Source organism: Rhizobium mulingense (assembly GCF_029194105.1).
In the GTDB taxonomy this organism is placed as follows: Bacteria; Pseudomonadota; Alphaproteobacteria; order Rhizobiales; family Rhizobiaceae; genus Rhizobium; species Rhizobium mulingense.
Genome location: NZ_JARFVE010000002.1, coordinates 854,808 through 881,545 on the forward strand (window position 1 = coordinate 854,808; position 26,738 = coordinate 881,545).

The window sequence follows — 26,738 nt, forward strand, 5'->3', positions numbered from 1 at the left end:
CGTATGGCGAAAATCCCCTCCGCCATACGCCCGATCTCAATCGTCGATTACATCAGGGCGCGGATCACTTCGGGCAAGCGTTGTCCGAGGTGTAATCGTGAACCTTGACGGTTCCGGCGATGATATCGGCCTTGGCCTTGTCGACGGCGGCCTGCATTTCCGGCGTGATCAGCGACTTGTTGTTGTCGTCGATTGCAGCGCCAACACCATCTTCCTTGACGCCGAGCGCCTGAACGCCGCCGGTGAACTTGTCGTTCTTGGTATCGGTATAGGCGTTGTAAACGGCAAGGTCGACGCGCTTGACCATCGAGGTCAGCACCGAGCCCGGATGCAGATGGTTCTGGTTGGAGTCGACGCCGATCGACAGCTTCTTGTTGTCGGCGGCGGTCTGCAGAACGCCGAGGCCGGTGGCGCCGGCTGCCGCGTAAATGACGTCGGCGCCCTGGTCGATCTGGTTCTTGGTGAGCTCGCCGCCTCGAACCGGGTCATTCCAGGCCGCGCCGGTGGTGCCGGTCATGTTCTGGAAAACCTGGATATCGGCCTTGGCGGCGCGAGCGCCCTGCTCATAGCCGCATTCGAATTTGCGGATCAGCGGAATGTCCATGCCGCCGACGAAACCGACCTTGCCGGTCTTGGAGGCCATGCCGGCGAGAATGCCGACGAGATAGGAGCCTTCTTCTTCCTTGTAGACGACCGAGCGGACGTTCGGCTTGTCGACGACGGAGTCGACGATGATGAACTTGGTGTCGGGGAACTCGGCTGCGACCTTCTCAATGGCCGAAGTCCAGGCGAAGGAAACGGCGACCACGGGATTGAAGCCGCGGCTTGCGAAGTTGCGGATGGCCTGTTCGCCCTGCGTGTCGCCCGTCGGCTCGAAGTCGCGATAGGCAATGCCGGTCTCGGCCTTGAACTTCTCGGCGCCGTTATAGGCCGCTTCGTTGAAAGACTTATCGAACTTCCCGCCAGTGCCGTAGACCAGCGCCGGCTTGACATCGGCGGCCAGCGCCGTCGTCGACATGGCAGCCACGGCAAGAAGGGTGAGAAGGGATTTTTTCATGAGTTGCAGCCCTGTTGTTGCTATTTGTTTGGGGTCCTCCCGCAAGCCCTTTTCGGACGTGTCTGCGGAACCACCGACCTCCCCCCGGAGGCCTGGCTGCGCGCATCCTTGCATGGCTCACGGAAAAATTCACCAGAAATTTTTCAGGCGGTAAAGATTTGCAGCAATTGCTGAAAATCAGTTCTGCCGAGCGGTTTTTTGGACATTTCGCCGACCGGGATGCGGATTTTTTAGCCGATCCGCTGGCCGTTGCTGAAACTAGGGACGGGCTAATGCACCTAGTCTTTTGCCGGATCGCACCGGCTCAAACAGCGAAAGCACGTCGCATCAAATTTGATTCATGCGACGCGCTTTAGCTGTTTGTTTTTATGCATGTCGTTGTCCTGGAACCGCTGCACACTTCCGGCGACATGCATTAAGCCGTGAAGCGACCGGCGATCGGCGGCTTCTTGTAGCCGATCATCCAAAGAAGCAGCGCGATCACCAGAAAGACGGCAAAGGCCGGCTGGAGCATCAGCCACTGGAAGATGAAGGCGTAGAAACGGGGATGGATATAGTAGGATAGCGCAGATTGCAGCGAGGTCAGCGTGTCCGGGCTCACATCCTGCCAGGCCTCCGACATCGGCGTCATGACGACGGCGGATGCCGCAACCGATTGGATCGAATCGATGGTCCCGGCAATAACGGCCGCCGCAAGCGCGACAAGACTGGCCAGACGCAACAGGAAACGCATCAATTCCTCCGACGCTTCGATATGCCGGACAATTCCGGCGAACCCGCGCCATTCTCCACCTTGAGAATTACATAGTCATCGATGGGGTGAAGCACAATGGACGGGCGCAGGCGAGTTTTATCGGAAGAAGTCAAAAAACTGTTAGATTTGGGTTGATCGGCAAAAATTCATCGGTATATATCGCGCCGTTCCGACGATTTGCTCCTCTCCTGGTGCGAACGCTAAAGGACAGGTGGCCGAGTGGTTTAAGGCGCACGCCTGGAACGCGTGTGTACGTGAAAGCGTACCGAGGGTTCGAATCCCTCCCTGTCCGCCATTTTTCGTCGATCTTGCGCCCGGCGCGGTACTCTGTGCGGCGGTACGCAAATACCTCTGCCTCAGGTCTACTAGGACGGTCCAGCGATCCTCTCGACACCGAACTGAGCGGGATTGCCCTAATAACTCCCCCTCGCGTAACGTGGGCACTGCCTGAACGTGTCCTCGCCATCGTCGAACCCGGCCTCTCACGTCGCTCGCGTCGATTGGATTCAAGCCGTACCTAAATAAAGTGTCCGGATATTCTTAAGGGCGCTGCAGCAGGGCGCGTCCGATCGGCTTCGGATTCTCGCTGCGCAACACCAGAGACGTCGTCACGGCGCCAAAACGTGCGATCGTATCGACGATGGTTTCCAGTTCTCCCGGAGACGGAACCAGCACCTTCAAGAGGAAACAGTCCTCTCCGGTAAGGCGCAATACTTCCATGACTTGCGGCATCTCGGCAAACTGTTTCAGGCAGGCCTTGATATGTTCATGCGTCGTCCGCAGGCGAAGCACCGCCGTCATTCCAATGCCCAAAGCCGCGGGATCGATGCGGGCGGAATAACCGACAATGATGCCGCGGTCCTCCAGCCGCTTGACCCGCTCCGATGCCGCCGGCTGGGAGAGTCCGACCCGTCGACCGAGTTCGGAAATTGCGATGCGGCCATTTTCCTGCATCGCCTCGATAATCGCGACATCGGTCGGATCGAGCGCTACACGATTATTTTCCTGCAAAGCCATGGGATCACCTTGAAATCATCGGAGAAGGACGCGGTTTTCCGATGATCATTCATTCCGATGCAAATGAAAATGCATCATTTTTACCTGCACGATTGATCAGAGGAAACGCATGAAGGACATCATCATATTGCCAGGCATTGGCGGTTCGGGCGACGCTCATTGGCAGACCCGCTGGGAAATATCGAGCCCGGAAATGCGGCGTTTCCAGCCAAGCGATTGGGATAGGCCCGACTTGACGGACTGGATGTCGGCCCTCGATCGCGCCGTCGGCGCATCGGCAACCCCGCCGCTGCTGGTCGCCCACAGCCTCGCCTGTCTGCTGGTTGCGCATTGGCAGCAGCTTTCATCGCTTGCCGTTGCCGGAGCTTTTCTCGTGGCGGTCCCGGATCCGCAGTCCGCTTCATTTCCTAAGGAGGCGGCCGGTTTCGGCAATCCGCCATCGCAAGAGATGCGCTTCCCCACTCTGATTGTTGCAAGCGCCAATGATCCTTTCGGCACGCTCGAGCATGCCCGGGCACGAGCCGATCTCTGGGGTAGCGGCCTTGTCGAGATCGGTGCTTTCGGCCATATCAACGGGCAAAGCGGCCTTGAGGAGTGGACGCAGGGGAAGGCTCTGCTGACGGCCTTCGCCGCCGGATTGGCAAAACCTGATCGGTGTGATCTGGCTGAATAGAGCTCGGCGATGGCCGAGGTTTAAAACACCACGCGATTCCTGAATTTTTACCATGCCGCTTCACCGGGTCTTTGCACGTGACGCGGTATGCTCTGGAAAATTAATAACCAGAGGTAAAACAGGTGGAAGAACTTTCGGTGAAGTCGAAGATCATCAAATCCGTCTATTTCAGCCAGGAAGACGGGCGGCTCAGGATTTGCTTCAGGAATGGCGAGGAGCGGCTGTTCGAGGGCGTTCCCTCTTCGGAAGCGCATGCGATGACGGCGGCGCAGTCTCCCGGCCATTATTACCTCGACCGGATCAGAACCCGGTTTCGCAGGCTGGCTGCGTGAACAGTCGAGGAATGCCGCAACCGACCTGCCGGATCGTGTGGGATCGGCGCAGATTCGGTGGATATTAGCCGACCGTTCACCATTGATCTCATCTTGGTTGGATCGCACCGGCCGTAACGCGCCAAGTTGTCGGCGCTGCCGACTTGAAGATCGGCCAGCCGGGAGGCTCGGCGGCGGACCCCAGCCAGGAAGCCGGGCCTCCCCGTCAACTCAGCATCGAGATAGCAAATTAGGGCTAATCCTGTGAAAAACCGAAATCGTCGCATCCGGACTCGACAATGCTTCATTAGCATGATTGCATAAACCCCGTCTAAAGAGGGGGTGACGATGTTCGACGATCTGCTTGAGATGCAGGAACGCGGTGCACGCGACCGTTCGCTCGGCCGCAGTCTGGCCGACAATCCGATGTCGAAACCGGATGTCCTGCCGATCACCGACCTGCAGGAATGGTTTTCGATGTTCGACGCCTGGCGCTTCGGCTGGTCAATCGAGGACGCGATGGCCGGGCACATCGATATGCCCCGGGACGGCCGTGCGGCGCGGCGAGCCTAAACCAGGACGGTCTGATCGACCCTGTCCTCGGTGCCGAAGAATTTCAGGTAACGTTCGACCTCTGCCGGTTCGCCGGTCGCCTTCTGCGGATTGTCTGAGAGCTTCACCGCCGGACGGCCATTGGCATCGCTGACCTTGCAGACGACCGAGATCGGGTTGAGGCCCGAGATTTCGGTCGGGGCGCAGCCGGCAAAATCATTGGTCAGGTTCGTGCCCCAACCGAAGCTCATCCGCACCCGGCCTTCGAAATGCCGGTAGGTATCGATGATGGCATCGACATCGAGGCCGTCGGAAAAGATCAGCAGCTTCTGCCGCGGATCGCGGCCCATCTTTTTCCACCAGTCGATGATCTTCTCACCGCCTTCGATCGGTGGCGCGCTGTCCGGGCGGAAGCCGGTCCAGTCGGCCACCCATTCCGGGGCGTCGCGCAGGAAGGCCGCAGTGCCAAAGGCATCCGGCAGGACGATCAGAAGGTTGCCGCCATAGAGCTTGTTCCAGTCGCGCAGGATCTTGTAGGGCGCGTTGCGCAGCTGCTCGTCGGTTTGCGCCAGGGCAGCGGCCACCATCGGCAGTTCGTGGGCATTGGTGCCGACCGCCTCGAGATCGGAATCCATAGCCAGCAATACATTGCTGGTGCCAGTAAAGGCCGGGCCGATGCCTTCCTTCAGCGCCTCGACGCACCAGCGCTGCCACAGAAAACTGTGGCGGCGGCGGGTGCCGAAATCGGAGATGCGCAAGCCTGGCAGTTCCCTCAGCCGCTCGACCTTCGACCACATCTTCGCCTTGGCGCGGGCATAGAGCACGTCAAGGGTGAAAGGGCCGAGTGCCTTCATCGCCGAGCGCGACCGCAGCTCGTTGACGATCGCGAGCGCCGGGATCTCCCACATCGTGGTATCCTTCCAGGCCCCGTGAAAATCCAGCACATATTGGCCGTCCTTCTTCGACAGCTCGTATTCGGGAAGCTGAAAGTTGGAAAGCCAGCCGAGGAATTCCGGCTCGAAAATCTGCGCGCGGCCGTAGAAGCTGTTACCCGCAAGCCAGATCATCTCCTTCTTGGAGAGCCTCAGCGTACGGGCGTGATCCAGCTGTTCACGCAGTTCACCTTCGTCAATCTCCTCGGCGAGGTGGACGCGTTTGGTCCGGTTGATCAGCGTGAAGGAGGCATTGACGTCTGGATAGAGCTTCCAGATCATCTGCAGCATCAGCAGCTTATAGAAGTCGGTGTCGATCAGGCTGCGGATGATCGGGTCGAGCTTCCAAGCGTGATTGTAGACGCGTCGTGCAATATCGGTCTTGGCCATGAATTCCTGCCCCTGTCCAATCCGGTCAGGTGCTGCCAAGTGTCCGGGCCGGCGCACGAAACCGGCTCGTGCGTCTTCTTATCGAAAAATCGGCGGGCAAAGTCCAGATAAAACATAAACATCCCGCCGCGGCACGGCGGCGGGATGGGAGATCATCTGGAATTGCTCTATTGGGCCGGCGCCGCAGGCTGGGCCGGTGCCGCAGGCACAACATTCGGGGCCGGCGCTGTTGCCGGCGTCTCGGTCGGCACTGCGTTGCTATTCTGCTGCGTCGGGGTAGGTGCTGTTTCCGATTGCTGGAGCTGCTGGCCGGGCTGCTGTGGCGCCACCTCGTTCGCCTCGCGATTACCCCAGATCTCGACCGGGATCCACACGACGAAAGCGAGGATCAGCGCGACGAGCAGCACCGTGAGGATCCGGTATCCCATGCGCCCCTGTTTTGCCTTGACCGGCGGGATCTGCTCTTCCTTGTGAAGCTTGCCGTCGGATTTTTCCCAGCGTGTTTCCGTCTGATGCGCCATCATCGTCTCCTTCCGCTGCCTTAGAGCATGATGCCGAAAAGTGTGAGCGGTTTTCGGACGACATCATGCTCTAACTCTTTAATTTAGAACAGGATTCAGATTTTAGGCCGACCGGGCCTAAAATCATCCTGTTCTAGCGGCCGATCCGACCGCAAAACGTTCGCAGAGAAAACGGTCAGTCGTCTCGAAGGTTCCGGGCGCTCAATAGCCGGCGGTGCGGTCGATCACGAATTGCAGCGGTTCACCGCGCTCGAAGCGGGCGATCTGTGTCTCGACATGACGGAACAGCGCGTTCTCTTCGGAGACCGCCGCGTCATGCGGGGTAATGAAGACGTTCTCCAACGCCCACAGCGGGTTATCTGATGCTAAGGGCTCCGCCTCGAAAACATCAAGCGAGGCGCCGCCGAGGATGCGGCTCCGGACCGCCGAGACGATATCGGCCTCGACTTGGCTGCGGCCGCGGCCGGCATTGATGAAGACCGGGCGTCCAAGCGCACCGTCGCGGCGGAGCTTCCTAAATAGCCCGCTATCATAGAAACCCGTAGTGTCTGGTGTCAGCGGCAACAGACCGACGAGAATGTCGGTCCTGGCGAGGAAGCCGTCCAGTTGGCGCGCGTCGAAGGTCTCGACGCCGTCGATCTCTTTGCGGGTGCGCGACCAGCCGATGACGTTGAAACCCATCACTTTCAGCTTGGCGACCGCGTCCTGCCCGAGCACGCCGAGGCCCATGACGCCGACCGTCACCTCCGCTGCTTCGGGCGCGATCAATTTGGCCCATTCGCGCCGCCGCTGGCTGATATCGTGGGCGTATTGCCCGCGCAGATGCATCAGGCATTGCATCACTACCCATTCGCTCATGCGGGTGGTCAGGCTGCGGTCGACGAAACGAACGATCGGTATGTCAGGCAGGCCATCCATGCCGATGATATGGTCGACGCCGGCGCCGCCCGAGAAGATGACCTTGAGGTTCGGAGCCCGGTTGAAAAGATCGGCATCAGGCTTCCAGACAAGCGCGTATTCGGCCGCTCGCAGATCCCGCATGCGATCGGCCGGATCGGCGAGATTGATGCTGCCGCGGTCGGCAAAGGCCGTTTTCAGCACGCGGGCGACGCCTTCGGGATTGAACTTTATGTCGACGAGAACAGGAGAGGGTGTGGACATGATGTTCTTTACTGCTGCACGGCGGGCGTCGGCACCGCCTCGATGTTGAAGGCGGCGGCCATCAGCGCCTTGGTGTAATCGTCCTTCGGAGCACGGAAGATTTCCGAGGAAGGCCCCTGCTCCACCACCTTGCCGAAACGCATGACGATGACGTCGTTGGCAAGCGCCTTCACCACCTTCAGATCATGGCTGATGAAGAGATAGGCGAGGTCGTGCTTCTTCTGCAGGTCGCGCAGGAGATCGACGACCTGGGCCTGGACGCTCATATCGAGCGCCGAGGTCGGCTCGTCGAGCATGACGAAGCGCGGTTTGAGCACCATGGCGCGGGCAATGGCGATGCGCTGGCGTTGGCCTCCGGAAAACTCATGCGGGTAACGCCACCGGGTCAGAGGGTCGAGACCGACCTCCTCCAGCGCCCAGCAGACGCGCTGGTCGCGCTCTTCCGCGCTCAAGGAGCGCTCATGCACCTTCAGCCCTTCGGCAATGATATCGCCGACCGACATGCGCGGGCTCAACGAGCCGTAAGGATCCTGGAAGACGATCTGCAGCTGATTCCGCAGCGGCCGCATCTCGCTGAACGAATAGACGGCTATGTCCTTGCCGACGAAAGCGATCCGCCCTTGCGAGGAGATCAGCCGCGTGAGCGCCAGGCCGAGCGTGGTCTTGCCGGAACCGGACTCGCCGACGACGCCGAGCGTCTGCCCGGCGCGTAGCGAAAGATCAATGCCGTCGACTGCCTTGACGTGGTCGACGACGCGGCGCATCAGCCCCGCCTTAATCGGGAACCAGACGCGAATGTCGGAACCTTCCATCACCACCGGCTTCGACGGATCGGCAAGCGGCGGCTCGCCGCGCGGCTCGGAAGCAAGGAGATGCCGGGTATAATCGTGCTTCGGATTGGCGAACACCTCCGTGACGGTTCCCGTCTCGACGATCCTGCCCTTGGTCATGACGCAGACGCGATCGGCGAATTTGCGTACGATGCCGAGATCATGGGTGATGAACAGCAGCGACATGCCGTGCGCCGCCTTCAATTGCCGCAGCAGTTCGAGGATCTGCGCCTGCACGGTGACATCGAGCGCCGTGGTCGGCTCGTCGGCGATCAGCAATTCCGGCCGGTTGGCGAGCGCCATGGCGATCATGACGCGCTGGCGCTGGCCGCCGGACAGTTCGTGCGGATAGGCCTTCAACCGCTTTTCCGGCTCGCGGATGCCGACCTGGTTCAACAGGTCCAGCACGCGCTGGCGCGCCGGCTGGCCGGTGATGCCCTGGTGCAGGGCGAGGATTTCGGCGATCTGCTTCTCGATCGTCTGAAGCGGATTGAGGGAGGTCATCGGCTCCTGGAAGATCATGGTGATGTCGTTGCCGCGAACCTCACGCAACTCCCGCTCCGACGCCTTCAAGAGATCCTTGCCCTTGAACAGGATCTCGCCGGACGGATGGCTTGCGGTGGGATAGGGCAGAAGCTTCAGGATCGAATTGGCCGAGACCGACTTGCCGGAACCGGATTCGCCGACGAGCGCGACCACCTCGCCCTTGGCGATATCGAAGGAGATGCGATCGACGGCAAGCGAGGTGTCGCCGCCCTGATGAAAGGCAACCGAGAGATCGCGGACGGAAAGGAGCGGTTCTGTCATGTCATTCATCGGAACGTCTTCCTCGGGTCGAAGGCGTCGCGCACGGCTTCGCCGATGAAGATCAGCAGGGACAGCATGATCGACATGGTAAAGAACGCCGTCAGCCCGAGCCATGGCGCCTGCAGGTTGGTCTTGCCCTGGGCGATCATCTCGCCGAGCGAGGGGGAGCCCGGCGGCATGCCGAAGCCCAGGAAATCGAGCGAGGTCAACGTGGTGATCGAGCCGGAGAGGATGAAGGGCAAGAAGGTCAGGGTCGCGACCATTGCGTTCGGCAGCAGATGGCGCCACATGATGGTGCGGTTATTGACGCCGAGGGCGCGGGCGGCGCGCACATATTCGAAATTTCGGGCGCGCAGGAATTCGGCGCGCACGACGCCGACGAAGCCGACCCAGGAAAAGAGCAGCATGATGCCGAGCAGCACGAAGAAGCCGGGCGGCAGGATGGCGGCGATGATGAGCAAGATGTAGAGCACTGGCATCGACGACCAGATCTCGATGAAGCGCTGCAGCAAAAGGTCGGTCCAGCCGCCGAAATAACCCTGCACCGCGCCGGCCGTCACGCCGATGATTGCCGAGCAGATGGTCAGCGCCAGCCCGAAGAGCACCGAGATGCGGAAACCGTAGATGACGCGGGCGAGCACGTCGCGGGCCTGATCGTCGGTGCCGAGCCAATTGAGATTGCCCAGCGTGCAGGCCGGATCGTTGACCCCTTGCGGATAGCCGGAGCAGCGCTCCTCCTTTGTCATCAGCCAGAAGGGCGGCGTCGGCGCCGAGTGCGGAATGTTGGAGTTGACCGAGCGGTAGGAATAGCGGACCGGCGGCCAAATCATCCAGCCATTGGCGTTAATCTCGTCTGCGATCACCGAGGAACGGTAATCGGTTTCGGCAAGGAAGCCGCCGAACTTCTCCTCGGGATAGTCGATCAGCACCGGGAAGAGGATTTCGCCCTTGTAGGAAGCGATGATCGGCCGGTCGTTGGCGAGGAATTCTGCAAACAGGCTGAGTACGAAGAGCAGCAGGAACAGCCACAACGACCAGTAGCCGCGGCCGTTCGCCCGGAAATTCCGCCAGCGGCGAATATTGGTCGGCGACAGCAGGCCCTTGCGCGGCGGCTTGACGGGGGTTGCGACTGCAGGATTTGCGGTAGCGTCCATCAGACATCCCTCCGCTCGAAATCGATGCGCGGATCGATCCAGGTGTAGATCAGGTCGGAGATCAGGCTGACGAAAAGGCCGAGCAGCGAGAAGATGTAGAGGGTGGCGAAGACGATCGGATAATCCCGGTTGACCACCGAGAGATAGCCGAGGCGGCCGAGACCATCGAGCGAGAAGATGTTCTCGATCAGCAGCGAGCCGGTGAAAAAGGCGGAGATGAAGGCGCCGGGAAATCCGGCGATGATGATCAGCATGGCATTGCGGAACACATGGCCATACAGCACCTGCCGCTCGTTCAGCCCCTTGGCACGGGCGGTGACGACATATTGCTTCTTGATCTCCTCGATGAAGGAATTCTTGGTGAGCAGCGTCGTCGTGGCGAAGGCGGCGAGCGAAAGCGAGATCAGCGGCAAAGTGAGGTGCCAGAAATAATCGAGCGGCTTCTGCCACCAGGCGAGCTGGTCGAAATTATCGGAAACCAGGCCCCGCAGCGGGAACCAGTCGTAAAATGAGCCGCCGGCGAAAAGCACGATCAGCAGGATGCCGAAGAGAAAGCTCGGCACGGCATAACCGACGACGATGACGCCCGAAGTCCAGACATCGAAGGTCGATCCGTCCTTGACCGCCTTGCGGATGCCGAGCGGGATGGAGATCGCGTAGGAGAAGATCAGGATCCAGATGCCGAGCGAGATCGACACCGGCAGCTTTTCCTTGATGAGGTCGAGCACCGAGGTGTTGCGGAAGAAGCTCTCGCCGAAATCGAAGCGGATGTAGTTCCACATCATCTCGCCGAAACGCGTCAGCGGCGGCTTGTCGAAGCCGAATTGTTTTTCAAGCTTGGCGATCAGCTCCGGATCGAGCCCCTGGGCGCCGCGATATTTCGAGCTTTCTTCGCCTCCCCCTCCGCCGAGAAGATCACCGCCGCCGGACAGGCGCTGATCGGCGCTGTCGGCCTGGCCGGTCAGTTGGGCGATCACCTGCTCGACCGGACCGCCGGGGGCGAATTGAACGACGATGAAGGAAATCGCCATGATGCCGACGATGGTCGGAATCATCAAAAGCAGGCGGCGAATGATATAGGCGCCCATCAGCCTTCAGCCTCCGGGAATGTTTTTCCTGTCTGCACGCCGTTCAGTCCAATGCCGCTCAATCCGCCAGCCTTCCCTTGCCGGCCCCGCCGGCTTGTCGTGATTCGCGCTCGCCATTTGGAGCCCAGGCCCGCTGCAATGCAAGCCCACTCATTTTGCCGAGGTGGACCACCAAGCGTCCGGAAAACCAAGGCTGTAGGCCGGAAACTCCGCCGGATGCGTAATGGTGTTCCAATAGGCAACGTTTTGCGTCTCGCGGTAGAACAGCGGGATTACGTAGTGATTTGCAAGCAGGACCCGGTCCATGGCCTTGATCGCCGCTATCTGCTCATCGCGGTTCGGCGCGAAGATAATCATGCGAATGAGCTCATCGACGGCCGGGTTGGCAATGCCGGCATAATTGCGAGAACCCTGCTGATTGGCCGAGCCGGAACCCCAGTAGTCGGCCTGCTCATTGCCCGGATTCATCGTTTCAGCCCAAACATTCCAGATCATGTCGAAGTCGAAGGTGCGTTCGCGATTGACAGCTTGCGACGCGTCGACTGTACGGACGCGCGCATCAATCCCGATTTTCTTGAGGTTGTTGGCGTACGGCACCGCCCAGCGCTCCAACATTGGACTCGACAATAGGATCTCGAAACTCATCGGTTGGCCGGTTTTGGAGTTGACCATCCTGTTGTTCTTGAGCTCCCACCCGGCTTCTTTCAACAGTGCAATAGCCTTGCGGAGGTTGTCGCGGCTTTTCTGCGGATCACCACCGACCGGATTAGTGTAAGGCGTCGTAAAGACCTCTGGCGGAACTTTGTCCTTCAGCCCCTGCAGTAGTTCAAGTTCCCGTCCCTGAGGCAGGCCGGAGGAGGCGAGGTCGGTGTTCCAGAAATAGCTGTCGATCCGCTTATAACTGTTGAAAGCAACCGTGCGGTTCAACTCTTCGAAATCGAAACCGTAATTCAGCGCCTTGCGAACCCTGATGTCCTTGAAGAGGTCGCGCCGCATGTTGGGCACGAGCGCTTGCAGGATGCCGGTAGAGCGAAGCGGGTTTGCAACCTCCTCCTTCTTGACGCGTCCTTCCTTCACTGCGGGAAAATCATATCCCGTCGCCCAGCGGGCAGCGGTTGTTTCTTGCCAGTAGTCGCTGTTGCCGGCGCGAAAGGCTTCGAACTCGACGTCCCGATCACCGAAATAGGTGTAGATGACGTTGCGGAAATTGTTCTGGCCGACATTCACATTGAGGTCCCTTCCCCAATAGTCATCACGCAGTTCATAGCGGATCGTGGCGCCGGGCGAGAAGGAGGCGATCTTGTAAGGTCCCGACCCCATCACCGGCTCCAGGGTCGTCTTGGTAATGTCGCGCGGTTTACCGTCCGGTCCCGGCGCCTCCCACCAATGTTTGGGGACGACCATCAATTGGCCAAGAATGTTCGGCAGTTCGCGATTGTTCTTCTCATCAAAGGTGAAAGTGACATCACGCTCACCCGTCTTTTCCGCTTTAACGACGTGCTGGTAGTAGTTGCCGGTAATCGGGTTCAACTCCTTGGTCTTGCTCAGACTAAAGATGACGTCTTCAGGCGTTACCGGCTGACCATCGGCCCATTTCGCTTCCTTGCGCAGCCGAAAGGTCGCGCTTGAGACGTCATCTGGATAGGAGAGCCCTTCGGCAAGCAGGCCGTAGGAGACGAGGAGTTCGTCATCGGCCGGCTTCAGCAAGGTGTCATAAACAAGCGACAGACCTACCGCTGTCTGGCCCTTCGCAAGCAGAGGATTGAAGGTATCGAAGGCACCGCTTGCGGACAGACGGAGATCGCCACCTTTTGGGGCATCGGGATTGACGTAGTCGAAATGCGCAAAGCCAGGCTTGTACTTCATCTCGCTGACGACCGAGCTTCCGATCTGAAATGGCTGGTCCTGGCCCACGGCCGTCAATGGCGCCAACACACCTGCAAGCGCCAGAAACACACCGATCTTCAACCACAGAGCCGCCATTCACGTTTTCCCCTGATTTTTCATAGATTCGACAATACGAGAAATAGGGGCGAAAAACAGGAGAGAGTTTGGTTTTTGCCGGGCTCGCGAAATTTTGAGCCCTTATCGGCGTCAGCGATCGCAGATGCCTTTGACCGCTGCGGCGATCCGCCACCGCCGCCTCCGGCGCCCGCCCGGCAAATCATCGATTCACCAAAATCTCTTTTCACGTTAGATTCGCAACAAATCACTTCTCAAGGGAACAGCATGGCATTCGGCTTCGCTCAAGCTTTCAGGACATTCGGCAGACTGGCGCTCGCCGGCGCAATCGGCGCAGGCCTTGCCGCCGGCGACGTCGGCGCCGAGCAGAAGACGCCGAGCCCGGGCAGTGCCAAGGCGCTATTCGCAGGTGTCAGCCTGCCGACGCAGGGGGCGGCCCAGCCGATCGGCTTTTATGCCAAGGGCTGCATGACCGGCGCGGTGGCGCTGCCGACCGACGGGCCGACCTGGCAGGCGATGCGGCTATCGCGCAACCGCCGCTGGGGCAACCCGGCGATGATTGCGCTCCTGGAACGGTTTTCGCAGGATGCGGTCAAATATGCCGGCTGGCCGGGCATACTCGTCGGCGACATCGCCCAGCCGCGCGGCGGGCCGATGCTCAACGGCCATTCCTCCCACCAGATCGGCCTCGATGCTGATATCTGGTTCACCCCGATGCCGGCGCGCCACATGACGGCTCAGGTGCGCGAAGACCTGCCCTTCACCAGCATGCTGCAGAAGGACAAGTTCCTCACGGTCAATCCCAAGGTATGGACGGAATCGCGTGCGCGGCTTTTGATGCTGGCGGCGAGCTATCCCGAAGTGGAGCGCATCTTCGTCAATCCGGCGATCAAGAAGAAGATGTGCGACACCTGGACCGGCGACCGCACCAACCTTGGTAAGCTTCGGCCAATATACGGCCATGACTCGCATTTCCACATCCGCATCAAATGCCCGCCCGGCGCTGCCGGATGCACGCCGCAAGCTCCTGTCGGCTCCGGAGACGGCTGCGACAAGTCGCTTGCCTATTGGTTCACACCGGCGCCTTGGGCGCCACCGAAACCGCCCAAGCCCGGCGCCAAGCCGCCGAAGCCGCCGCGTGAGATGATGGTCTCCGATCTGCCGAAGGCCTGCGCCGCAGTGCTCGATGCCGCTTCCGTCGCTTCGGTGCAGGCCGCCACCTATGGCGGGACGTCCGCCGCAACGGCCTTCACCGCCGCTCCGGCAGCAGCGCCGGCTGCCGACGACGATGAGGCGCTGCCGGATGTCGGCCCTGTTCCGAACGATAAGCCGACGATCCAATGAGGCCGCCCGAGACCGAGGGCAGGGCGCTGTCTTTCAAATCGCAACTTCTTGGTATAAAGCGATCAAATCGATTGAATTGTTCGGGCGGAGATTGACTTCATGGCCGGCAGCAAATGCGTTGCGTTGATCGCGCATGACCAGAAGAAGGATGACATGGCGGCGTTCGCCCGCGCCAACGAGCATCTTCTCTCGCGCTGGAAAATCGTCGCCACAGGCACGACCGGCGGGCGCGTGCTCGACGCCGCTCCCGATCTCAACGTCACCAGGCTGAAAAGCGGGCCGCTTGGCGGCGATCAGCAGATCGGCGCGCTGATTTCGACCGGCGAGGTCGATGCGCTGATCTTCTTCGTCGATCCGCTGACGCCGATGCCGCATGATGTCGACGTGAAGGCGTTGATGCGGCTGGCGATCGTCTACGACATTCCGATGGCGCTCAACCACGCGACCGCTATAAAGCTCCTTCCCACCCTCGAAGCCTGATCAGCACGGAACCGGCCATGCCAAAACCGAACCAAAGCACCGCTCCGCTGCCCTTCCCGATCCTGATCGGCGATATCGGCGGCACCAATGCCCGCTTCTCCATCCTGTCCGATGCCTATGCCGAGCCGAAGCAGTTTCCGAACGTGCGCACGGCGGATTTCGCGACGATCGACGAAGCGATCCAAAACGGCGTGCTCGACAAGACCGCTGTGCAGCCGCGTTCAGCGATCCTCGCCGTGGCCGGGCCGATCAACGACGACGAGATCCCGCTGACCAATTGCGACTGGGTGGTGCGGCCGAGAACGATGATCGAGGGTCTCGGCATCGAGGACGTGCTCGTCGTCAATGATTTCGAGGCACAGGCGCTGGCAATCGCCGCCCTGTCGGATGAAGACCGCGAGCGCATCGGCAATGCCACCGGCGACATGATCGCGTCACGCGTCGTGCTCGGGCCCGGCACCGGCCTCGGCGTCGGCGGGCTCGTGCATGCCCAGCACAGCTGGATCCCGGTTCCAGGCGAAGGCGGCCATATCGATCTCGGGCCGCGCAGCAAGCGAGACTATGAGATTTTCCCGCATATCGAGACGATCGAAGGCCGCGTCTCGGCCGAGCAGATCCTCTGTGGGCGCGGCCTCGTCAATCTCTATAACGCCATCTGCATCGTCGACGGCATCCAGCCGACGATGAAGGATCCGGCCGACATCACCTCGCACGCGCTCGCCGGCAGCGACGAGGCCGCCGTCGAGACCGTCTCGCTATTTGCTACCTATCTCGGCCGCGTGGCCGGCGACATGGCGATGGTGTTCATGGCACGCGGCGGCGTCTACCTCTCCGGCGGCATCTCGCAGAAGATCCTCCCCGCGCTGAAGAAGCCGGAATTCCGGCAGGCCTTCGAGGACAAGGCGCCGCATACTGCGCTGCTTCGCACCATCCCGACCTATGTAGTGACGCATCCGCTGGCAGCCCTTGCCGGGCTTTCCTCCTATGCGCGCATGCCGGCCAATTTCGGCGTCTCGACGGAAGGCCGCCGCTGGCGGCGCTGATCCAGTGCGCGTCCCACCCGGACGCGCCGCACTCTAGCCAAACCGATCCCAACTCTTTATAGAGCCGCCAAAAGCACGCGTCGCCCCCCTGCGCCGCGTTGGGTCGAGACAGGAAAGCTCATTATTGGAAGCGGCGGAAAGCAGAAAGCAGAGCGTCAGCAGCGATACCGTCACCGGCATCCTGAAGCGCATCATCGCTGAAAACGGCCGCGACCATCTCTGGGGTTATGTCTTCGCGATTGCCTGCCTCATCATCGTGGCGCTTTCGACGGCGTTCACTGCCTGGATCATGCGGGCGATCATCGATGAGGCCTTCGCCAATCGCCGCGCCGACGTCGTCTGGATCATCTGTCTTTCGATCTTCGTCGCCTTCGTGCTGCGCGGTTTTGCGAGCTACGGTCAGGCGGTGGCGCTTTCCAAGGTCGGCAACGATATCGTCGCGCGATATCAGCGCCGCCTCTACGCGCATCTGATGACGCTTTCCGTCGGCTTCTTCAGCGAAGCGCGCTCGGCCCATATCGCCGCGCAGGTGAGCCAGAACGTCAGCGGCATTCGCGACGTGCTCAACCTCACGATCACGTCGACGGTCCGCGATCTCCTGACCTTCGTTTCGCTGATCGGCGTGATGGTCCTCCAGGACCCGCTGCTCAGCCTTGCCGTGTTCATCATGGCGCCGCCGCTGCTCTATGCGCTTCGCTATGTTTCCAAACGGCTGCGCTCGGCAACCCGCGAAGCCGTGCATCTGAACAGCCACGTGCTGGGCGCCATGCAGGAGACGATCCAAGGCATCGCCATCGTGAAAGCCTTCACGATGGAAGAGGAGCTGGAACGCAAGGTCAACAAACTTATCAAAGGTGCTGAAAACCGGGCAAACCGGATTGCCCGGCTTTCCGAACGCACCTCGCCGCTGACCGAGAGCTTTGCGGGCTTTGCCGTTGCCAGCGTGCTTGCCTATGCCGCCTACCGCTCGATCTATTACAACGTGCCGCCTGGCGCCTTCTTCTCCTTCGTCACCGCCTTGCTGCTGGCTTATGACCCAGCCCGCCGGCTTGCGCGCCTGCAGGTGCAGATGGAGCGCGCCGTCGTCAATGCGCGAATGATCTATGAACTGCTCGACATGGAGCCGCGCCAGCGCGACCTGCCGGATGCTCAGCCGCTGACGGTGACGCAAGCCAGGATCGAATTCCGCAACGTTTCCTTCGGCTACGGCAATGAGAGCGTACTGAGCGGAGTCAGCTTCATCGCCGAGGGGGGCGCGACGACGGCCCTGGTCGGGCCCTCGGGGGCCGGCAAATCCACCGTCATCAACCTCATTCCGCGCTTTTACGACCCGCGCGAGGGCGAGATCCTGATCGACGGGCAGGACATCGCCCACATCACCAAGAAATCGCTGCGCCAGCAGCTCGCCTACGTCTCGCAGCAGCCTTACCTGTTCGAGGGCACGATCCGCGACAACATCCGCTATGGCCGGCCGGAGGCGACCGATACCGAGGTAGAAGAGGCAGCCCGGCTTGCCTATGCGCATGATTTCATCTGTGCCCAGCCACAGGGTTACGATACGCCGGTCGGCGAAAACGGCGTAACGCTTTCGGGCGGCCAGCGCCAGCGGCTGTCGATTGCGCGGGCCCTGGTGCGCAATGCGCCGATCCTGCTTCTCGACGAGGCGACCTCGGCGCTGGACACCGAATCCGAAGCCGCCGTCCAGAAGGCGCTCGACGAGGCGATGACCGGACGCACCGTCGTCGTCATCGCCCACCGGCTTTCGACGGTTGTGCGCGCCGACAAGATCGTCGTCATGCAGCAGGGCCGGGTCGTGGAAGAAGGCAATCACGAGACGCTTGCGAAGGTCAGCGACGGTCTTTACGCTCGCCTCAACAATCTGCAGAGGCCTTCGGCTTCCGATTCAAACTGAGCTGATACGAGAGACCGAAATGAGCGATGCTGCGATGAAACTGGTGGTGGTCGGCGCGGCAGGGCGCATGGGACAGACGCTGATCCGGCTCATCCATTCCATCGAGGGCGTGACTTTGCATGCTGCCGTCGAGCGCCCCGGGTCGCCGTTCGTCGGCAAGGATGCCGGCGAGATTGCCGGGCTCGGCCCGACCGGCGTCATCATCGGCGACGATCCGCTCAATGCCTTCCTGCATGCCGAAGGCGTGCTCGACTTCACTTCGCCGGCGGCGACGGTGGAATTTTCAGGCCTTGCCGCCCAGGCCCGCATCGTCCATGTCGTCGGCACCACCGGCTGTTCGGAAGACGACAATGCCAGGATCGCCGCGGCCGCCCGCCATGCCCGCGTCGTCAAGTCGGGCAATATGAGCCTCGGGGTCAATCTGCTCAGCGTGCTCGCCGAGCAGGCAGCCCGGGCGCTCGAACCCGCTGACTGGGACATCGAAATCCTGGAAATGCACCACAAGCACAAGGTGGATGCGCCTTCCGGCACCGCGCTTCTTCTCGGCGAGGCCGCGGCCAAGGGGCGCAATATCGATCTCGCCTCGAAATCGGTCCGGGTGCGCGACGGCCATACCGGCGCTCGGCAAGCGGGCACGATCGGCTTTGCGACGCTGCGCGGCGGCTCCGTCATCGGCGAACATTCCGTGCTTTTCGCCGGAGAAGGCGAAATCGTCACCCTGTCGCACAGTGCGGCCGACCGCTCGATCTTCGCGCGCGGCGCCATCAAGGCGGCTCTCTGGGCGCGCGACAAGAAGCCGGGTCTCTATTCCATGCTCGACGTGCTCGGGCTTTCTTCCCAATAACGACATTCGGAGACATATTGATGAGCGGAACCCTCGTCCTCGTTCGCCACGGCCAGAGCGACTGGAACCTGAAGAATCTCTTCACCGGCTGGAAGGATCCCGATCTGACCGAGCTCGGCATCCAGGAAGCCAATGCCGGCGGCGCAGCACTCGCCGAATACGGGATCAAATTCGACGTCGCCTATACGTCGGCGCTGGTGCGCGCCCAACACACGCTGAAGCTCGTCCTCGACAAGGTCGGCCAGCCCGACCTGCCGACGATCCGCGACCAGGCGCTGAACGAGCGGGACTATGGCGATCTCTCCGGGCTGAACAAGGACGACGCCCGCGCCAAATGGGGCGAGGAACAGGTGCATATCTGGCGCCGTTCCTACGACGTGCCGCCGCCCGGCGGCGAAAGCCTGCGCGATACCGGCGCCCGCGTCTGGCCTTATTATCTCACCGATATCCTGCCGCGCGTGCTCAGGGGCGAGAAGGTGCTGGTCGCCGCCCACGGCAATTCGCTGCGTTCGCTGGTCATGGTGCTCGACAAGCTGAGCAAGGAAGGCGTGCTTGCCCTCAACCTCGCGACCGGCGTTCCCATGGTCTACAAGCTGAACGCCGATTCCACCGTCGCTTCCAAGGAAGTGCTCGGCGACATGTCCGGCGCACATTGAAGCCAATCGCCGCGCCAGCCGACGACGGCTGGCACGGCGCATGTATCAATTCTCGATCGTGAACTGCACCCGGTCGGCCGCAAACCGGCTGATCGAATATTGCACCGGCACGCCGTCAAGATCGGTATTCATCGCCTTGGCGATCAGAAGGATCGCACCGGGGGTGAGTTCGAGATCGGCCAGATCGGCCGTGTCGGCATGGGCCGCCGTCACCTCGGTCGTCGCCCGAACATAATCCGCCAGCCCAAGTTCGGCGAAAGCTTTGGTGATCGATTGATGTTTACGGTAGGCCTCGCCGATCCCGGCGAAACGCTCGGCGGGAAACCAGCTCGTCGCCTTTGACACCGGCCGCCTGTCGGCCTCGCGCAACGTTTCCAGCCGGATCACCTGTGCGCCCGGCTTCAGGCCCAGCCAACGGGCGACCTCGGCGCTCGCCTCCTCCGTCACCTCATCCAGCAGCAGGCTGCGCATCTCGCGCGCCTGATCGCCAATGCCGGCGGTAAAACGCGTGCGCCGGGTGATCGGGAAGCTCAGCCGCTCCTTGCGCTCGATCAGCGTGCCGCGACCTTGCACCGCACGAACGATGCCTTCCTGCGCCAAGGCTGCCAATGCGCTACGCACCGTATGCCGGTTGACGCCGAATTGCAGCGCCAGGACGGTTTCGGGTGGCACCATTCCGGTTTCGTCATAGGCGCCGTTGCCGATCGCCTCGCGAATTCGGTCGGCGATCTGACGCCAGAGCGCCACGCCGGTCTGCCTTTGCACCTGATTCAATCCCGCCATTCCATCCCCGCCCTGCCATTTCGCGCCTTTTAACACCCTTCACACGCCTGAAAGGACGCGGAGGCGCTCCAGGGTGTCACACGCTTGTCACGGCATCGTTTTAGGAATAAGTCTAACTTGTGCGGTTGTCTATATCAATAGACATTTCGAGGAAAGCGGCGATGAAATCAGCGGACAGGAACAACGCTGCGTCACAGATGGCATCGGGGCGCAAACGCGCCGCCGATCTGTTGGCGCGCGCAGAACGCAGCGAACTCTCGGCGGCCTGGGATGCGTTGCCGCAAAAGCCTGCGGCGCATCCGGTTCGTGGACCGGAGACCGGGCTGGTGATGGTGCGCGGACGCATCGGCGGCGGCGGCGCTCCCTTCAATCTTGGCGAGGTGACGGTCACGCGCGCGACGGTCCGGCTCGACTCCGGCTCGGTCGGCCATGCGCAGGCGCTCGGCACCGACCGCGAGAAGGCGCGCCTGGCGGCGATCTTCGATGCGCTGTGGCAGGAGGAAGCGACGAAGGATTTCGTCGAACGGGCGCTGCTTTTACCGATCACTGAGCGGATCGCCGCTGCCGAACGCCGTAAGGCCGACGAGACGGCGGCGACCCGCGTCGATTTCTTCACCATGGTGCGGGGAGACAACTGATGGATTTCAACATGGAAGCCTTGACCGGCGGCTTTGCAGAGCCGGTCTTCCACGCCCAGAGCGTCTTCAAGATGCTGATGGATGGCATGGCCCGTCCCGGCACGATCCAGACCGTTCAGCCCGATGTCACACCGCCTGCGCCGCTCGGCATTGCCGCCGGCGCGATCGCGCTGACGCTTTGCGACCACGACACGCCGGTCTGGCTTTCGCCGGGGCTGACGAAATCCGCTGTGCCGGAATGGCTCGGCTTCCACGCCGGCGCGCCGCTGACCACGGAGAAGGCCGAGGCACGCTTCGCCTTCATCGAAGCCGGTGCCGCGCTTTGCCCCTTCGGCCTCTTCGCCTCTGGCACGCAGGAATATCCCGACCGCTCGACGACGCTCATCATCGAACTTTCCGCCCTCGAAGGTGGCCGCGGACTGGCGCTGATCGGCCCCGGCATCCAGAGTGTGACAGAGATCGCACCTGTTGGGATGCCGGAGACCTTCCTTCGGCTCTGGACCGAGAACCGCGCGCCCTTTCCGCGCGGCATCGACATCGTGCTGACATCGGACGAGCGCTTCCTCTGCCTGCCGCGCACCACCAAGATCACAGCAACGGAGATCTGAGCTCATGTATGTTGCCGTCAAGGGTGGCGAAGCCGCCATTGCCAATGCCCACCGCCTGCTTGCCGACCGCAGGCGCGGCGACCGTTCGCTGCCGGCGATCGGCATCGACCAGATCGTCGCGCAGCTGGCGCTTGCCGTCGACCGTGTCATGGCGGAAGCCTCGCTTTTCGACCGCACGCTCGCCGCGCTCGCCATCCGCCAGTCGCGCGGCGATATGATCGAGGCGATCTTCCTGCTGCGCGCCTACCGCACGACGCTGCCGCGCTTCGGCTATTCCAGGCCGCTCGACACGGCTGATATGACGATCGAACGCCGTATCTCGGCGACCTACAAGGATCTCCCGGGCGGCCAGCTCCTCGGGCCGACCTTCGACTATACCCACCGGCTGCTCGATCCATCGCTGCTTGCCGACGAAGCGGTCGAGACGCCGGCGCAGCGCGCCGCCGAGACCGGCCGCGTCATGCGAGTCTCGGAAATCCTCGGCGAAGAGGGCCTGATTGAGACCGATGGCGACATGCCGGAGGATCACGAGGTCAGCGACCTGACGCGCGAGCCGATGGAATTCCCGATGAGCCGTGACCTTCGCCTGCAGGCGCTCGCCCGCGGCGACGAAGGCTTTCTGCTGGCGCTCGGTTACTCCACCCAGCGCGGCTACGGCCGCAACCATCCCTTCACCGGTGAGATCCGCATCGGCGAGGTCGAAGTCGAATTCGACGTGCCGGAACTCGGTTTCGCCGTCTCGCTCGGTACGATCCAGATCACCGAATGCCAGATGGTCAACCAGTTCAAGGGGTCGGCCAAGGCGCCGCCGCAGTTTACCCGCGGCTACGGCCTGGTGTTTGGCCAGAGCGAGCGCAAGGCGATGGCGATGTCGCTCGTCGATCGGGCGCTGCGCGCCGAAGAACTCGGCGAGGATATCACCGCGCCGGCCCAGGACGAGGAATTCGTCATCTCGCATTCCGACAACGTTCAAGCGACGGGCTTCGTCGAGCACCTGAAGCTTCCGCATTACGTGGACTTCCAGGCCGAGCTCGATCTCGTCCGCCGCATGCGCCGCGAATTCGAAGCCGCCCGCAACGGTGGCGAAGACATGAAGGAAGCCGCCGAATGAGCGATCTGGCCAGCTACAACTTCGCCTATCTCGACGAACAGACCAAGCGGATGATCCGCCGCGCCATCCTGAAGGCGATCGCCATTCCGGGCTACCAGGTGCCTTTCGCCTCGCGCGAGATGCCGATGCCTTATGGCTGGGGCACCGGCGGCGTGCAGGTGACGGCCTCGATCATCGGACCTGATGACGTGCTCAAGGTCATCGACCAGGGCGCCGACGACACGACCAATGCCGTGTCCATCCGCGCCTTCTTCCAGAAGGTCGCCAATGTCGCGGTGACGACGCACACCAGCGAGGCGACGATCATCCAGACGCGCCACCGCATCCCCGAGGAAAAGCTCGGAACCGGCCAGGTGCTCGTCTATCAGGTGCCGATCCCGGAACCGCTGCGCTTCCTCGAACCGCGCGAGACCGAGACGCGCAAGATGCATGCGCTCGAGGAATACGGCCTGATGCATGTGAAGCTCTACGAGGACATCGCCCATAACGGCCGCATCGCCACGACCTATGCCTATCCCGTCAAGGTGCATGGCCGCTACGTCATGGATCCCTCGCCGACACCGAAGTTCGATAATCCGAAGATGCACAGGTCGGAAGCGCTGCAGCTTTTCGGCGCCGGACGCGAGAAGCGCATCTATGCGGTGCCGCCCTATACCGACGTCGTCAGCCTGGACTTTGAAGACCATCCCTTCGAAATCCAGCGCTTCGGCAAACCCTGCGCCCTTTGCGGCGCAGAAGAGGTCTACCTCGATGAGGTCATTCTCGACGACAAGGGCGGGCGCATGTTCGTCTGCTCCGATACCGACCATTGCGAAGACCGCCGCGCACAGGGGCATGCCGGCGAAATGCTGGCCCGGGAGGCTGCAGAATGACCGACACACCGCTTCTCAAAGTCCATGACGTTTCGAAATTCTACGGCAACCGCATCGGCTGCCGGAACATCTCCTTCGAGCTCTGGCCCGGCGAAGTGCTGGCCATCGTCGGCGAGTCCGGCTCCGGCAAGACGACGCTGCTGAACTGCCTCTCGACCCGGCTGATGCCGACGACCGGCAGCGTCGAATACCACATGCGCGACGGCAGCTACCGCGATCTCTACCGCATGAACGAGGCCGAGCGGCGCTTCCTGATGCGCACCGACTGGGGTTTCGTGCACCAGAACCCGGCCGACGGCCTGCGCATGGCGGTCTCGGCCGGCGCCAATGTCGGTGAACGGCTGATGGAGATCGGCGACCGGCACTACGGCAAGATCCGCGCCTCGGCGATCGACTGGCTCGAGCGCGTCGAGATCGATGCCGACCGCATCGACGACCAGCCGCGCGCCTTTTCCGGCGGCATGCGCCAGCGCCTGCAGATCGCCCGCAACCTCGTCACCGGCCCGCGCCTGGTCTTCATGGATGAACCCACAGGCGGCCTCGATGTCTCGGTGCAGGCGCGCCTGCTCGATCTCGTGCGCGGCCTCGTCAACGATCTCGGCCTCTCGGCCATCATCGTCACCCACGATCTCGCTGTCGCCCGCCTGCTCTCGCATCGGATGATGGTGATGAAGGACGGCTACGTCATCGAACACGGCCTCACCGACCGGGTGCTCGACGATCCCAGAGAACCCTACACGCAGTTGCTCGTCTCCTCGATCCTGCAGGTCTGAGGTCCGAAACCTAGAGCGGTTCAGTTTTCGTCGAAGCGCAGAACCGCTCTAACCTTTTGTTTTTACGCAATTCCGGACGGAAAACCGCTTCGCACTTTTCCCGGCATTGCTCTAGAAAGAAGACATCATGCCAACGCCCCTCGTCGTTTCCGAAGTCTCGAAGAGCTTCACCATGCATCTGCGCGACGGCATCAAACTGCCCGTCGTCTCCGATGTCGCCTTTTCGGTCGCAGCGGGCGAATGCGTCGTGCTCGGCGGCCCCTCGGGCATCGGCAAGAGCTCGCTGCTGAAGATGATCTACGGCAATTATGCCGTCGACACCGGCCAGATCCTTATCCGCCACGATGGGCGCATCGTCGATCTGGCCTCCGCCGATCCGCGCACCGTGCTCAATGTGCGGCGCCATACGCTCGGCTATGTCAGCCAGTTCCTGCGCACCGTGCCGCGCGTGGCGGCGATCGACGTGGTCGCCGAACCGCTGGTGGCGCGCGGCGAAGCAGCCGCCACGGCACGAGAAAAAGCGGGCGCCCTGCTGGCCCGGCTCAATCTGCCGGAAACACTCTGGCAGCTGCCGCCCGCGACCTTCTCCGGCGGCGAGCAGCAACGCGTCAACATCGCCCGCGGCTTCATCACCGAGCACACGATCCTGCTTCTCGACGAACCCACCGCCTCGCTCGACGCGAAAAACCGCGCCGTCGTCGTCGGCATGATCGCGGAAAAGAAGCAGGCGGGTGTCGCCCTTCTCGGCATCTTTCACGATGAGGAGGTGCGCGAGGCGGTCGCCGACCGCATCCTCGACGTCCAGCAGTTCTCACCGGGAAAGATTGCCGCATGAGCCGCAAGCTGGGTGTCGAGCCCTATATTCACGAAACAGCCGCCGTCAGCGATTCCACCTTCGGGCGCTATACCGAGGTCTCCGAACGCTGCCGCATCAGCGAAGCCACCTTCGGCGACTATTCCTACATCATGCAGGACGGCTCGGTCTGGTGCGCGACGATCGGCAAGTTCGTCAATATCGCCGCCGCCGTGCGCATCAACGCCACCAACCATCCGACCTGGCGGGCGACGCTGCATCATTTCACCTACCGCGCCGCCGACTACTGGCCGGACGGCGACATGGAGCAGGACTTCTTCGCCTGGCGGCGCGCAAACCGGGTGACGATCGGCAACGACGTCTGGATCGGCCATGGGGCGACCATCCTGCCCGGCGTCAGCGTCGGCAACGGCGCGGTGATCGGGGCCGGCGCCGTCGTTTCGAAGGACGTCGCGCCCTATGCGATCGTCGGCGGTGTGCCGGCTAAATTGATCCGCGAGCGCTTTCCCAAAGAGGTCGGCGAGCGCATGGACAGGCTCGCCTGGTGGGACTGGGAACATGACCGTCTGCGCCTGGCGCTCCAGGATTTCCGCAACCTGAGCGCGGAAGATTTTCTGTCGCGCTACGAGGGCTAGATACTGCCGCCACGGTGCCGGGATTTGTGACACGACTTACACAAATATGACATTGGAGGTTCATCAAGCGGGACTAATGCGATGCTGACAAAGGCCTGGATCGCAAGGGAAGAGCATGATGTTCGAGCTGAAGGATGTCACACGTCGGTTCGGAAAAAAGCTCGCCGTCGATGCCGTCACGCTCGACATTCCCCAGGGCCAGATGGTCGGCATCATCGGCCGCTCCGGCGCCGGCAAGTCGACGCTGCTGCGCATGATCAACCGCCTGCAGGAGCCGAGTTCCGGCTCCATTCATTTTTCCGGCGTCGAGGTCTCCGGGCTTCGCGGCCGGGCGCTGCGCAACTGGCAGCGCGACTGCGCGATGATCTTCCAGCAGTTCAACCTGGTGCCGCGCCTCGACGTTCTCACCAATGTCATGCTCGGCCGCCTCAACCACCGTTCGACGCTGATGAGCCTGCTCAACATCTTCACCCGCGAGGAACGCGTGCATGCGATCGCAGCGCTGGAACGCCTCGGCATCGAGCAGACGGCGCTGCAGGCAGCCGGCACGCTTTCCGGCGGCCAGCAGCAGCGCGTGGCGATCGCCCGGGCGCTGATGCAGAACCCGAAGATGGTGCTCGCCGACGAGCCGATCGCCTCGCTCGACCCGCTGAACGCCAAGATCGTCATGGATGCGCTGCGCGATATCAACGAACGCGAGGGCATCACCGTCATCACCAACCTCCACACGCTCGATACCGCCCGCAACTATTGTGAGCGCATCGTCGGCATGGCCGGCGGCCGCGTCGTCTTCGACGGCAAGCCCTCGGAGCTCACCGCCGAAGCGGTGAAGGCGATCTACGGGACGGATAAGGACGGCGCCGGCATCGACGAAACGATGACCTCGACCTCCATCAATATCGCTCCCGAACGGGCAGACAACCAATCCGCCGGCATCCAACCGCTGGCGCTGGCCGGTCTTTAGAGACGGTCGCGATCGAGCGCCCGCGTCAAGGGCACACTTCTTCGTAACGGGA

29 protein-coding genes and 1 tRNA gene are annotated in these 26,738 nt (G+C 61.9%); 19 read left to right on the forward strand and 11 right to left on the reverse strand.

The genetic code is table 11. The annotated features are described in order from the left end of the window. Nucleotides 1-64 precede the first annotated feature (64 nt). Nucleotides 65-1,057, reverse strand: coding sequence for a BMP family lipoprotein (locus PYR71_RS04360; protein ID WP_064800277.1), 993 nt, complete (start codon nt 1,055-1,057; stop codon nt 65-67). 158 nt (nt 1,058-1,215) lie between these two features. On the opposite strand from PYR71_RS04360, the gene PYR71_RS04365 reads away from it, so the two are divergent. Then, a complete protein-coding gene (locus PYR71_RS04365) occupies nt 1,216-1,413 on the forward strand; it encodes a hypothetical protein (protein ID WP_275618356.1) in 198 nt (65 codons plus the stop codon). Nucleotides 1,414-1,472: 59 nt separating this feature from the next. Here the strand turns inward: PYR71_RS04365 and PYR71_RS04370 are convergent, their stop codons facing one another. After that, complete coding sequence (locus tag PYR71_RS04370) at nt 1,473-1,790, reverse strand: hypothetical protein (RefSeq protein ID WP_038686170.1); 318 nt, start codon at nt 1,788-1,790, stop codon at nt 1,473-1,475. 226 nt (nt 1,791-2,016) lie between these two features. Here PYR71_RS04370 and PYR71_RS04375 point away from each other — a divergent pair. Next, a tRNA-Ser gene (locus PYR71_RS04375) sits at nt 2,017-2,106 on the forward strand. Between the two features lie 245 nt (nt 2,107-2,351). On the opposite strand, the gene PYR71_RS04380 is transcribed toward PYR71_RS04375, so the two are convergent. Further along, a complete protein-coding gene (locus PYR71_RS04380) occupies nt 2,352-2,828 on the reverse strand; it encodes an Lrp/AsnC family transcriptional regulator (RefSeq protein WP_183919212.1) in 477 nt (158 codons plus the stop codon). A gap of 109 nt (nt 2,829-2,937) precedes the next feature. Here PYR71_RS04380 and PYR71_RS04385 point away from each other — a divergent pair, with 109 nt between their 5' ends. From PYR71_RS04385 to PYR71_RS04395, 3 genes are all read left to right on the forward strand, one after another. Then, nucleotides 2,938-3,501: an RBBP9/YdeN family alpha/beta hydrolase gene (locus tag PYR71_RS04385; protein ID WP_183919211.1), complete on the forward strand. Its 564-nt coding sequence runs from the start codon at nt 2,938-2,940 to the stop codon at nt 3,499-3,501. 122 nt (nt 3,502-3,623) lie between these two features. Next, nucleotides 3,624-3,833 (forward strand): KTSC domain-containing protein, encoded by a 210-nt coding sequence (locus PYR71_RS04390; protein WP_275618357.1) that lies wholly within the window; start codon nt 3,624-3,626, stop codon nt 3,831-3,833. Between the two features lie 327 nt (nt 3,834-4,160). Further along, nucleotides 4,161-4,385, forward strand: a complete 225-nt coding sequence (locus PYR71_RS04395; RefSeq protein WP_183919209.1) for a CrpP-related protein — start codon at nt 4,161-4,163, stop codon at nt 4,383-4,385. Here PYR71_RS04395 and pncB read toward each other — a convergent pair. The 7 genes from pncB to PYR71_RS04430 form a co-directional block, all read right to left on the reverse strand. After that, nucleotides 4,382-5,686, reverse strand: a complete 1,305-nt coding sequence (pncB, locus tag PYR71_RS04400) for a nicotinate phosphoribosyltransferase (RefSeq protein ID WP_275618358.1) — start codon at nt 5,684-5,686, stop codon at nt 4,382-4,384. The two genes, PYR71_RS04395 and pncB, sit on opposite strands and share 4 nt — an antisense overlap. 167 nt (nt 5,687-5,853) lie before the next feature. Continuing rightward, nucleotides 5,854-6,210, reverse strand: a complete 357-nt coding sequence (locus PYR71_RS04405) for a hypothetical protein (protein ID WP_275618359.1) — start codon at nt 6,208-6,210, stop codon at nt 5,854-5,856. 198 nt (nt 6,211-6,408) lie between these two features. After that, nucleotides 6,409-7,368, reverse strand: coding sequence for a 2-hydroxyacid dehydrogenase (locus tag PYR71_RS04410; RefSeq protein WP_275618360.1), 960 nt, complete (start codon nt 7,366-7,368; stop codon nt 6,409-6,411). Between the two features lie 8 nt (nt 7,369-7,376). Next, a complete protein-coding gene (locus tag PYR71_RS04415; RefSeq protein WP_275618361.1) occupies nt 7,377-9,014 on the reverse strand; it encodes an ABC transporter ATP-binding protein in 1,638 nt (545 codons plus the stop codon). Further along, complete coding sequence (locus tag PYR71_RS04420) at nt 9,011-10,159, reverse strand: ABC transporter permease (protein WP_275618362.1); 1,149 nt, start codon at nt 10,157-10,159, stop codon at nt 9,011-9,013. Before PYR71_RS04420 ends, PYR71_RS04415 begins: the two co-directional genes overlap by 4 nt. Further along, nucleotides 10,159-11,247 carry a microcin C ABC transporter permease YejB gene (locus PYR71_RS04425; RefSeq protein ID WP_275618363.1) on the reverse strand — a complete coding sequence of 363 codons (1,089 nt, stop codon included), beginning with the start codon at nt 11,245-11,247 and terminating at the stop codon, nt 10,159-10,161. The genes PYR71_RS04420 and PYR71_RS04425 overlap by 1 nt, the downstream gene beginning before the upstream one ends. Before the next feature lie 150 nt (nt 11,248-11,397). Further along, nucleotides 11,398-13,230 carry an extracellular solute-binding protein gene (locus PYR71_RS04430; RefSeq protein ID WP_275618364.1) on the reverse strand — a complete coding sequence of 611 codons (1,833 nt, stop codon included), beginning with the start codon at nt 13,228-13,230 and terminating at the stop codon, nt 11,398-11,400. A gap of 246 nt (nt 13,231-13,476) precedes the next feature. Here PYR71_RS04430 and mepA point away from each other — a divergent pair, with 246 nt between their 5' ends. The 6 genes from mepA (at nt 13,477) to PYR71_RS04460 (ending at nt 19,488) form a co-directional block, all read left to right on the forward strand. Next, entirely contained in the window at nt 13,477-14,553 is a 1,077-nt protein-coding gene (gene mepA / locus PYR71_RS04435) for a penicillin-insensitive murein endopeptidase (RefSeq protein WP_275618365.1), read from the forward strand. A gap of 99 nt (nt 14,554-14,652) precedes the next feature. Then, nucleotides 14,653-15,033 (forward strand): methylglyoxal synthase, encoded by a 381-nt coding sequence (locus tag PYR71_RS04440; protein WP_183919201.1) that lies wholly within the window; start codon nt 14,653-14,655, stop codon nt 15,031-15,033. 17 nt (nt 15,034-15,050) lie between these two features. Further along, nucleotides 15,051-16,076 carry a glucokinase gene (locus PYR71_RS04445; protein WP_275618366.1) on the forward strand — a complete coding sequence of 342 codons (1,026 nt, stop codon included), beginning with the start codon at nt 15,051-15,053 and terminating at the stop codon, nt 16,074-16,076. Between the two features lie 124 nt (nt 16,077-16,200). Beyond that, on the forward strand, nt 16,201-17,988 hold the full coding sequence (locus PYR71_RS04450) for an ABC transporter ATP-binding protein (protein WP_275618367.1): 1,788 nt from the start codon (nt 16,201-16,203) through the stop codon (nt 17,986-17,988). A 19-nt stretch (nt 17,989-18,007) separates the two neighbouring features. After that, entirely contained in the window at nt 18,008-18,832 is an 825-nt protein-coding gene (gene dapB / locus PYR71_RS04455) for a 4-hydroxy-tetrahydrodipicolinate reductase (protein ID WP_275618368.1), read from the forward strand. 20 nt (nt 18,833-18,852) lie between these two features. After that, nucleotides 18,853-19,488 carry a 2,3-bisphosphoglycerate-dependent phosphoglycerate mutase gene (locus tag PYR71_RS04460; protein ID WP_275618369.1) on the forward strand — a complete coding sequence of 212 codons (636 nt, stop codon included), beginning with the start codon at nt 18,853-18,855 and terminating at the stop codon, nt 19,486-19,488. A gap of 45 nt (nt 19,489-19,533) precedes the next feature. Here PYR71_RS04460 and phnF read toward each other — a convergent pair whose 3' ends face one another. Next, entirely contained in the window at nt 19,534-20,271 is a 738-nt protein-coding gene (phnF, locus tag PYR71_RS04465; RefSeq protein WP_275618370.1) for a phosphonate metabolism transcriptional regulator PhnF, read from the reverse strand. Nucleotides 20,272-20,432: 161 nt separating this feature from the next. Between phnF and phnG the strand changes: the two genes are divergently transcribed. The 8 genes from phnG (at nt 20,433) to phnC (ending at nt 26,686) form a co-directional block, all read left to right on the forward strand. Then, complete coding sequence (phnG, locus tag PYR71_RS04470) at nt 20,433-20,909, forward strand: phosphonate C-P lyase system protein PhnG (protein WP_275618371.1); 477 nt, start codon at nt 20,433-20,435, stop codon at nt 20,907-20,909. Next, the gene (gene phnH / locus PYR71_RS04475; protein ID WP_275618372.1) at nt 20,909-21,517 is read left to right on the forward strand and encodes a phosphonate C-P lyase system protein PhnH; all 609 of its coding nucleotides are present in this window, start codon (nt 20,909-20,911) and stop codon (nt 21,515-21,517) included. The genes phnG and phnH overlap by 1 nt, the downstream gene beginning before the upstream one ends. Before the next feature lie 4 nt (nt 21,518-21,521). After that, nucleotides 21,522-22,628: a carbon-phosphorus lyase complex subunit gene (locus PYR71_RS04480; protein WP_275618373.1), complete on the forward strand. Its 1,107-nt coding sequence runs from the start codon at nt 21,522-21,524 to the stop codon at nt 22,626-22,628. Beyond that, nucleotides 22,625-23,500 carry an alpha-D-ribose 1-methylphosphonate 5-phosphate C-P-lyase PhnJ gene (locus tag PYR71_RS04485; protein WP_275618374.1) on the forward strand — a complete coding sequence of 292 codons (876 nt, stop codon included), beginning with the start codon at nt 22,625-22,627 and terminating at the stop codon, nt 23,498-23,500. Before PYR71_RS04480 ends, PYR71_RS04485 begins: the two co-directional genes overlap by 4 nt. Then, nucleotides 23,497-24,273 carry a phosphonate C-P lyase system protein PhnK gene (gene phnK, locus PYR71_RS04490; protein WP_275618375.1) on the forward strand — a complete coding sequence of 259 codons (777 nt, stop codon included), beginning with the start codon at nt 23,497-23,499 and terminating at the stop codon, nt 24,271-24,273. Before PYR71_RS04485 ends, phnK begins: the two co-directional genes overlap by 4 nt. A gap of 127 nt (nt 24,274-24,400) precedes the next feature. Then, nucleotides 24,401-25,108 carry a phosphonate C-P lyase system protein PhnL gene (gene phnL / locus PYR71_RS04495; RefSeq protein WP_275618376.1) on the forward strand — a complete coding sequence of 236 codons (708 nt, stop codon included), beginning with the start codon at nt 24,401-24,403 and terminating at the stop codon, nt 25,106-25,108. Beyond that, nucleotides 25,105-25,722: a DapH/DapD/GlmU-related protein gene (locus PYR71_RS04500; protein ID WP_275618377.1), complete on the forward strand. Its 618-nt coding sequence runs from the start codon at nt 25,105-25,107 to the stop codon at nt 25,720-25,722. The genes phnL and PYR71_RS04500 overlap by 4 nt, the downstream gene beginning before the upstream one ends. Before the next feature lie 118 nt (nt 25,723-25,840). After that, on the forward strand, nt 25,841-26,686 hold the full coding sequence (phnC, locus tag PYR71_RS04505; RefSeq protein WP_275618462.1) for a phosphonate ABC transporter ATP-binding protein: 846 nt from the start codon (nt 25,841-25,843) through the stop codon (nt 26,684-26,686). Nucleotides 26,687-26,738 lie beyond the last annotated feature (52 nt).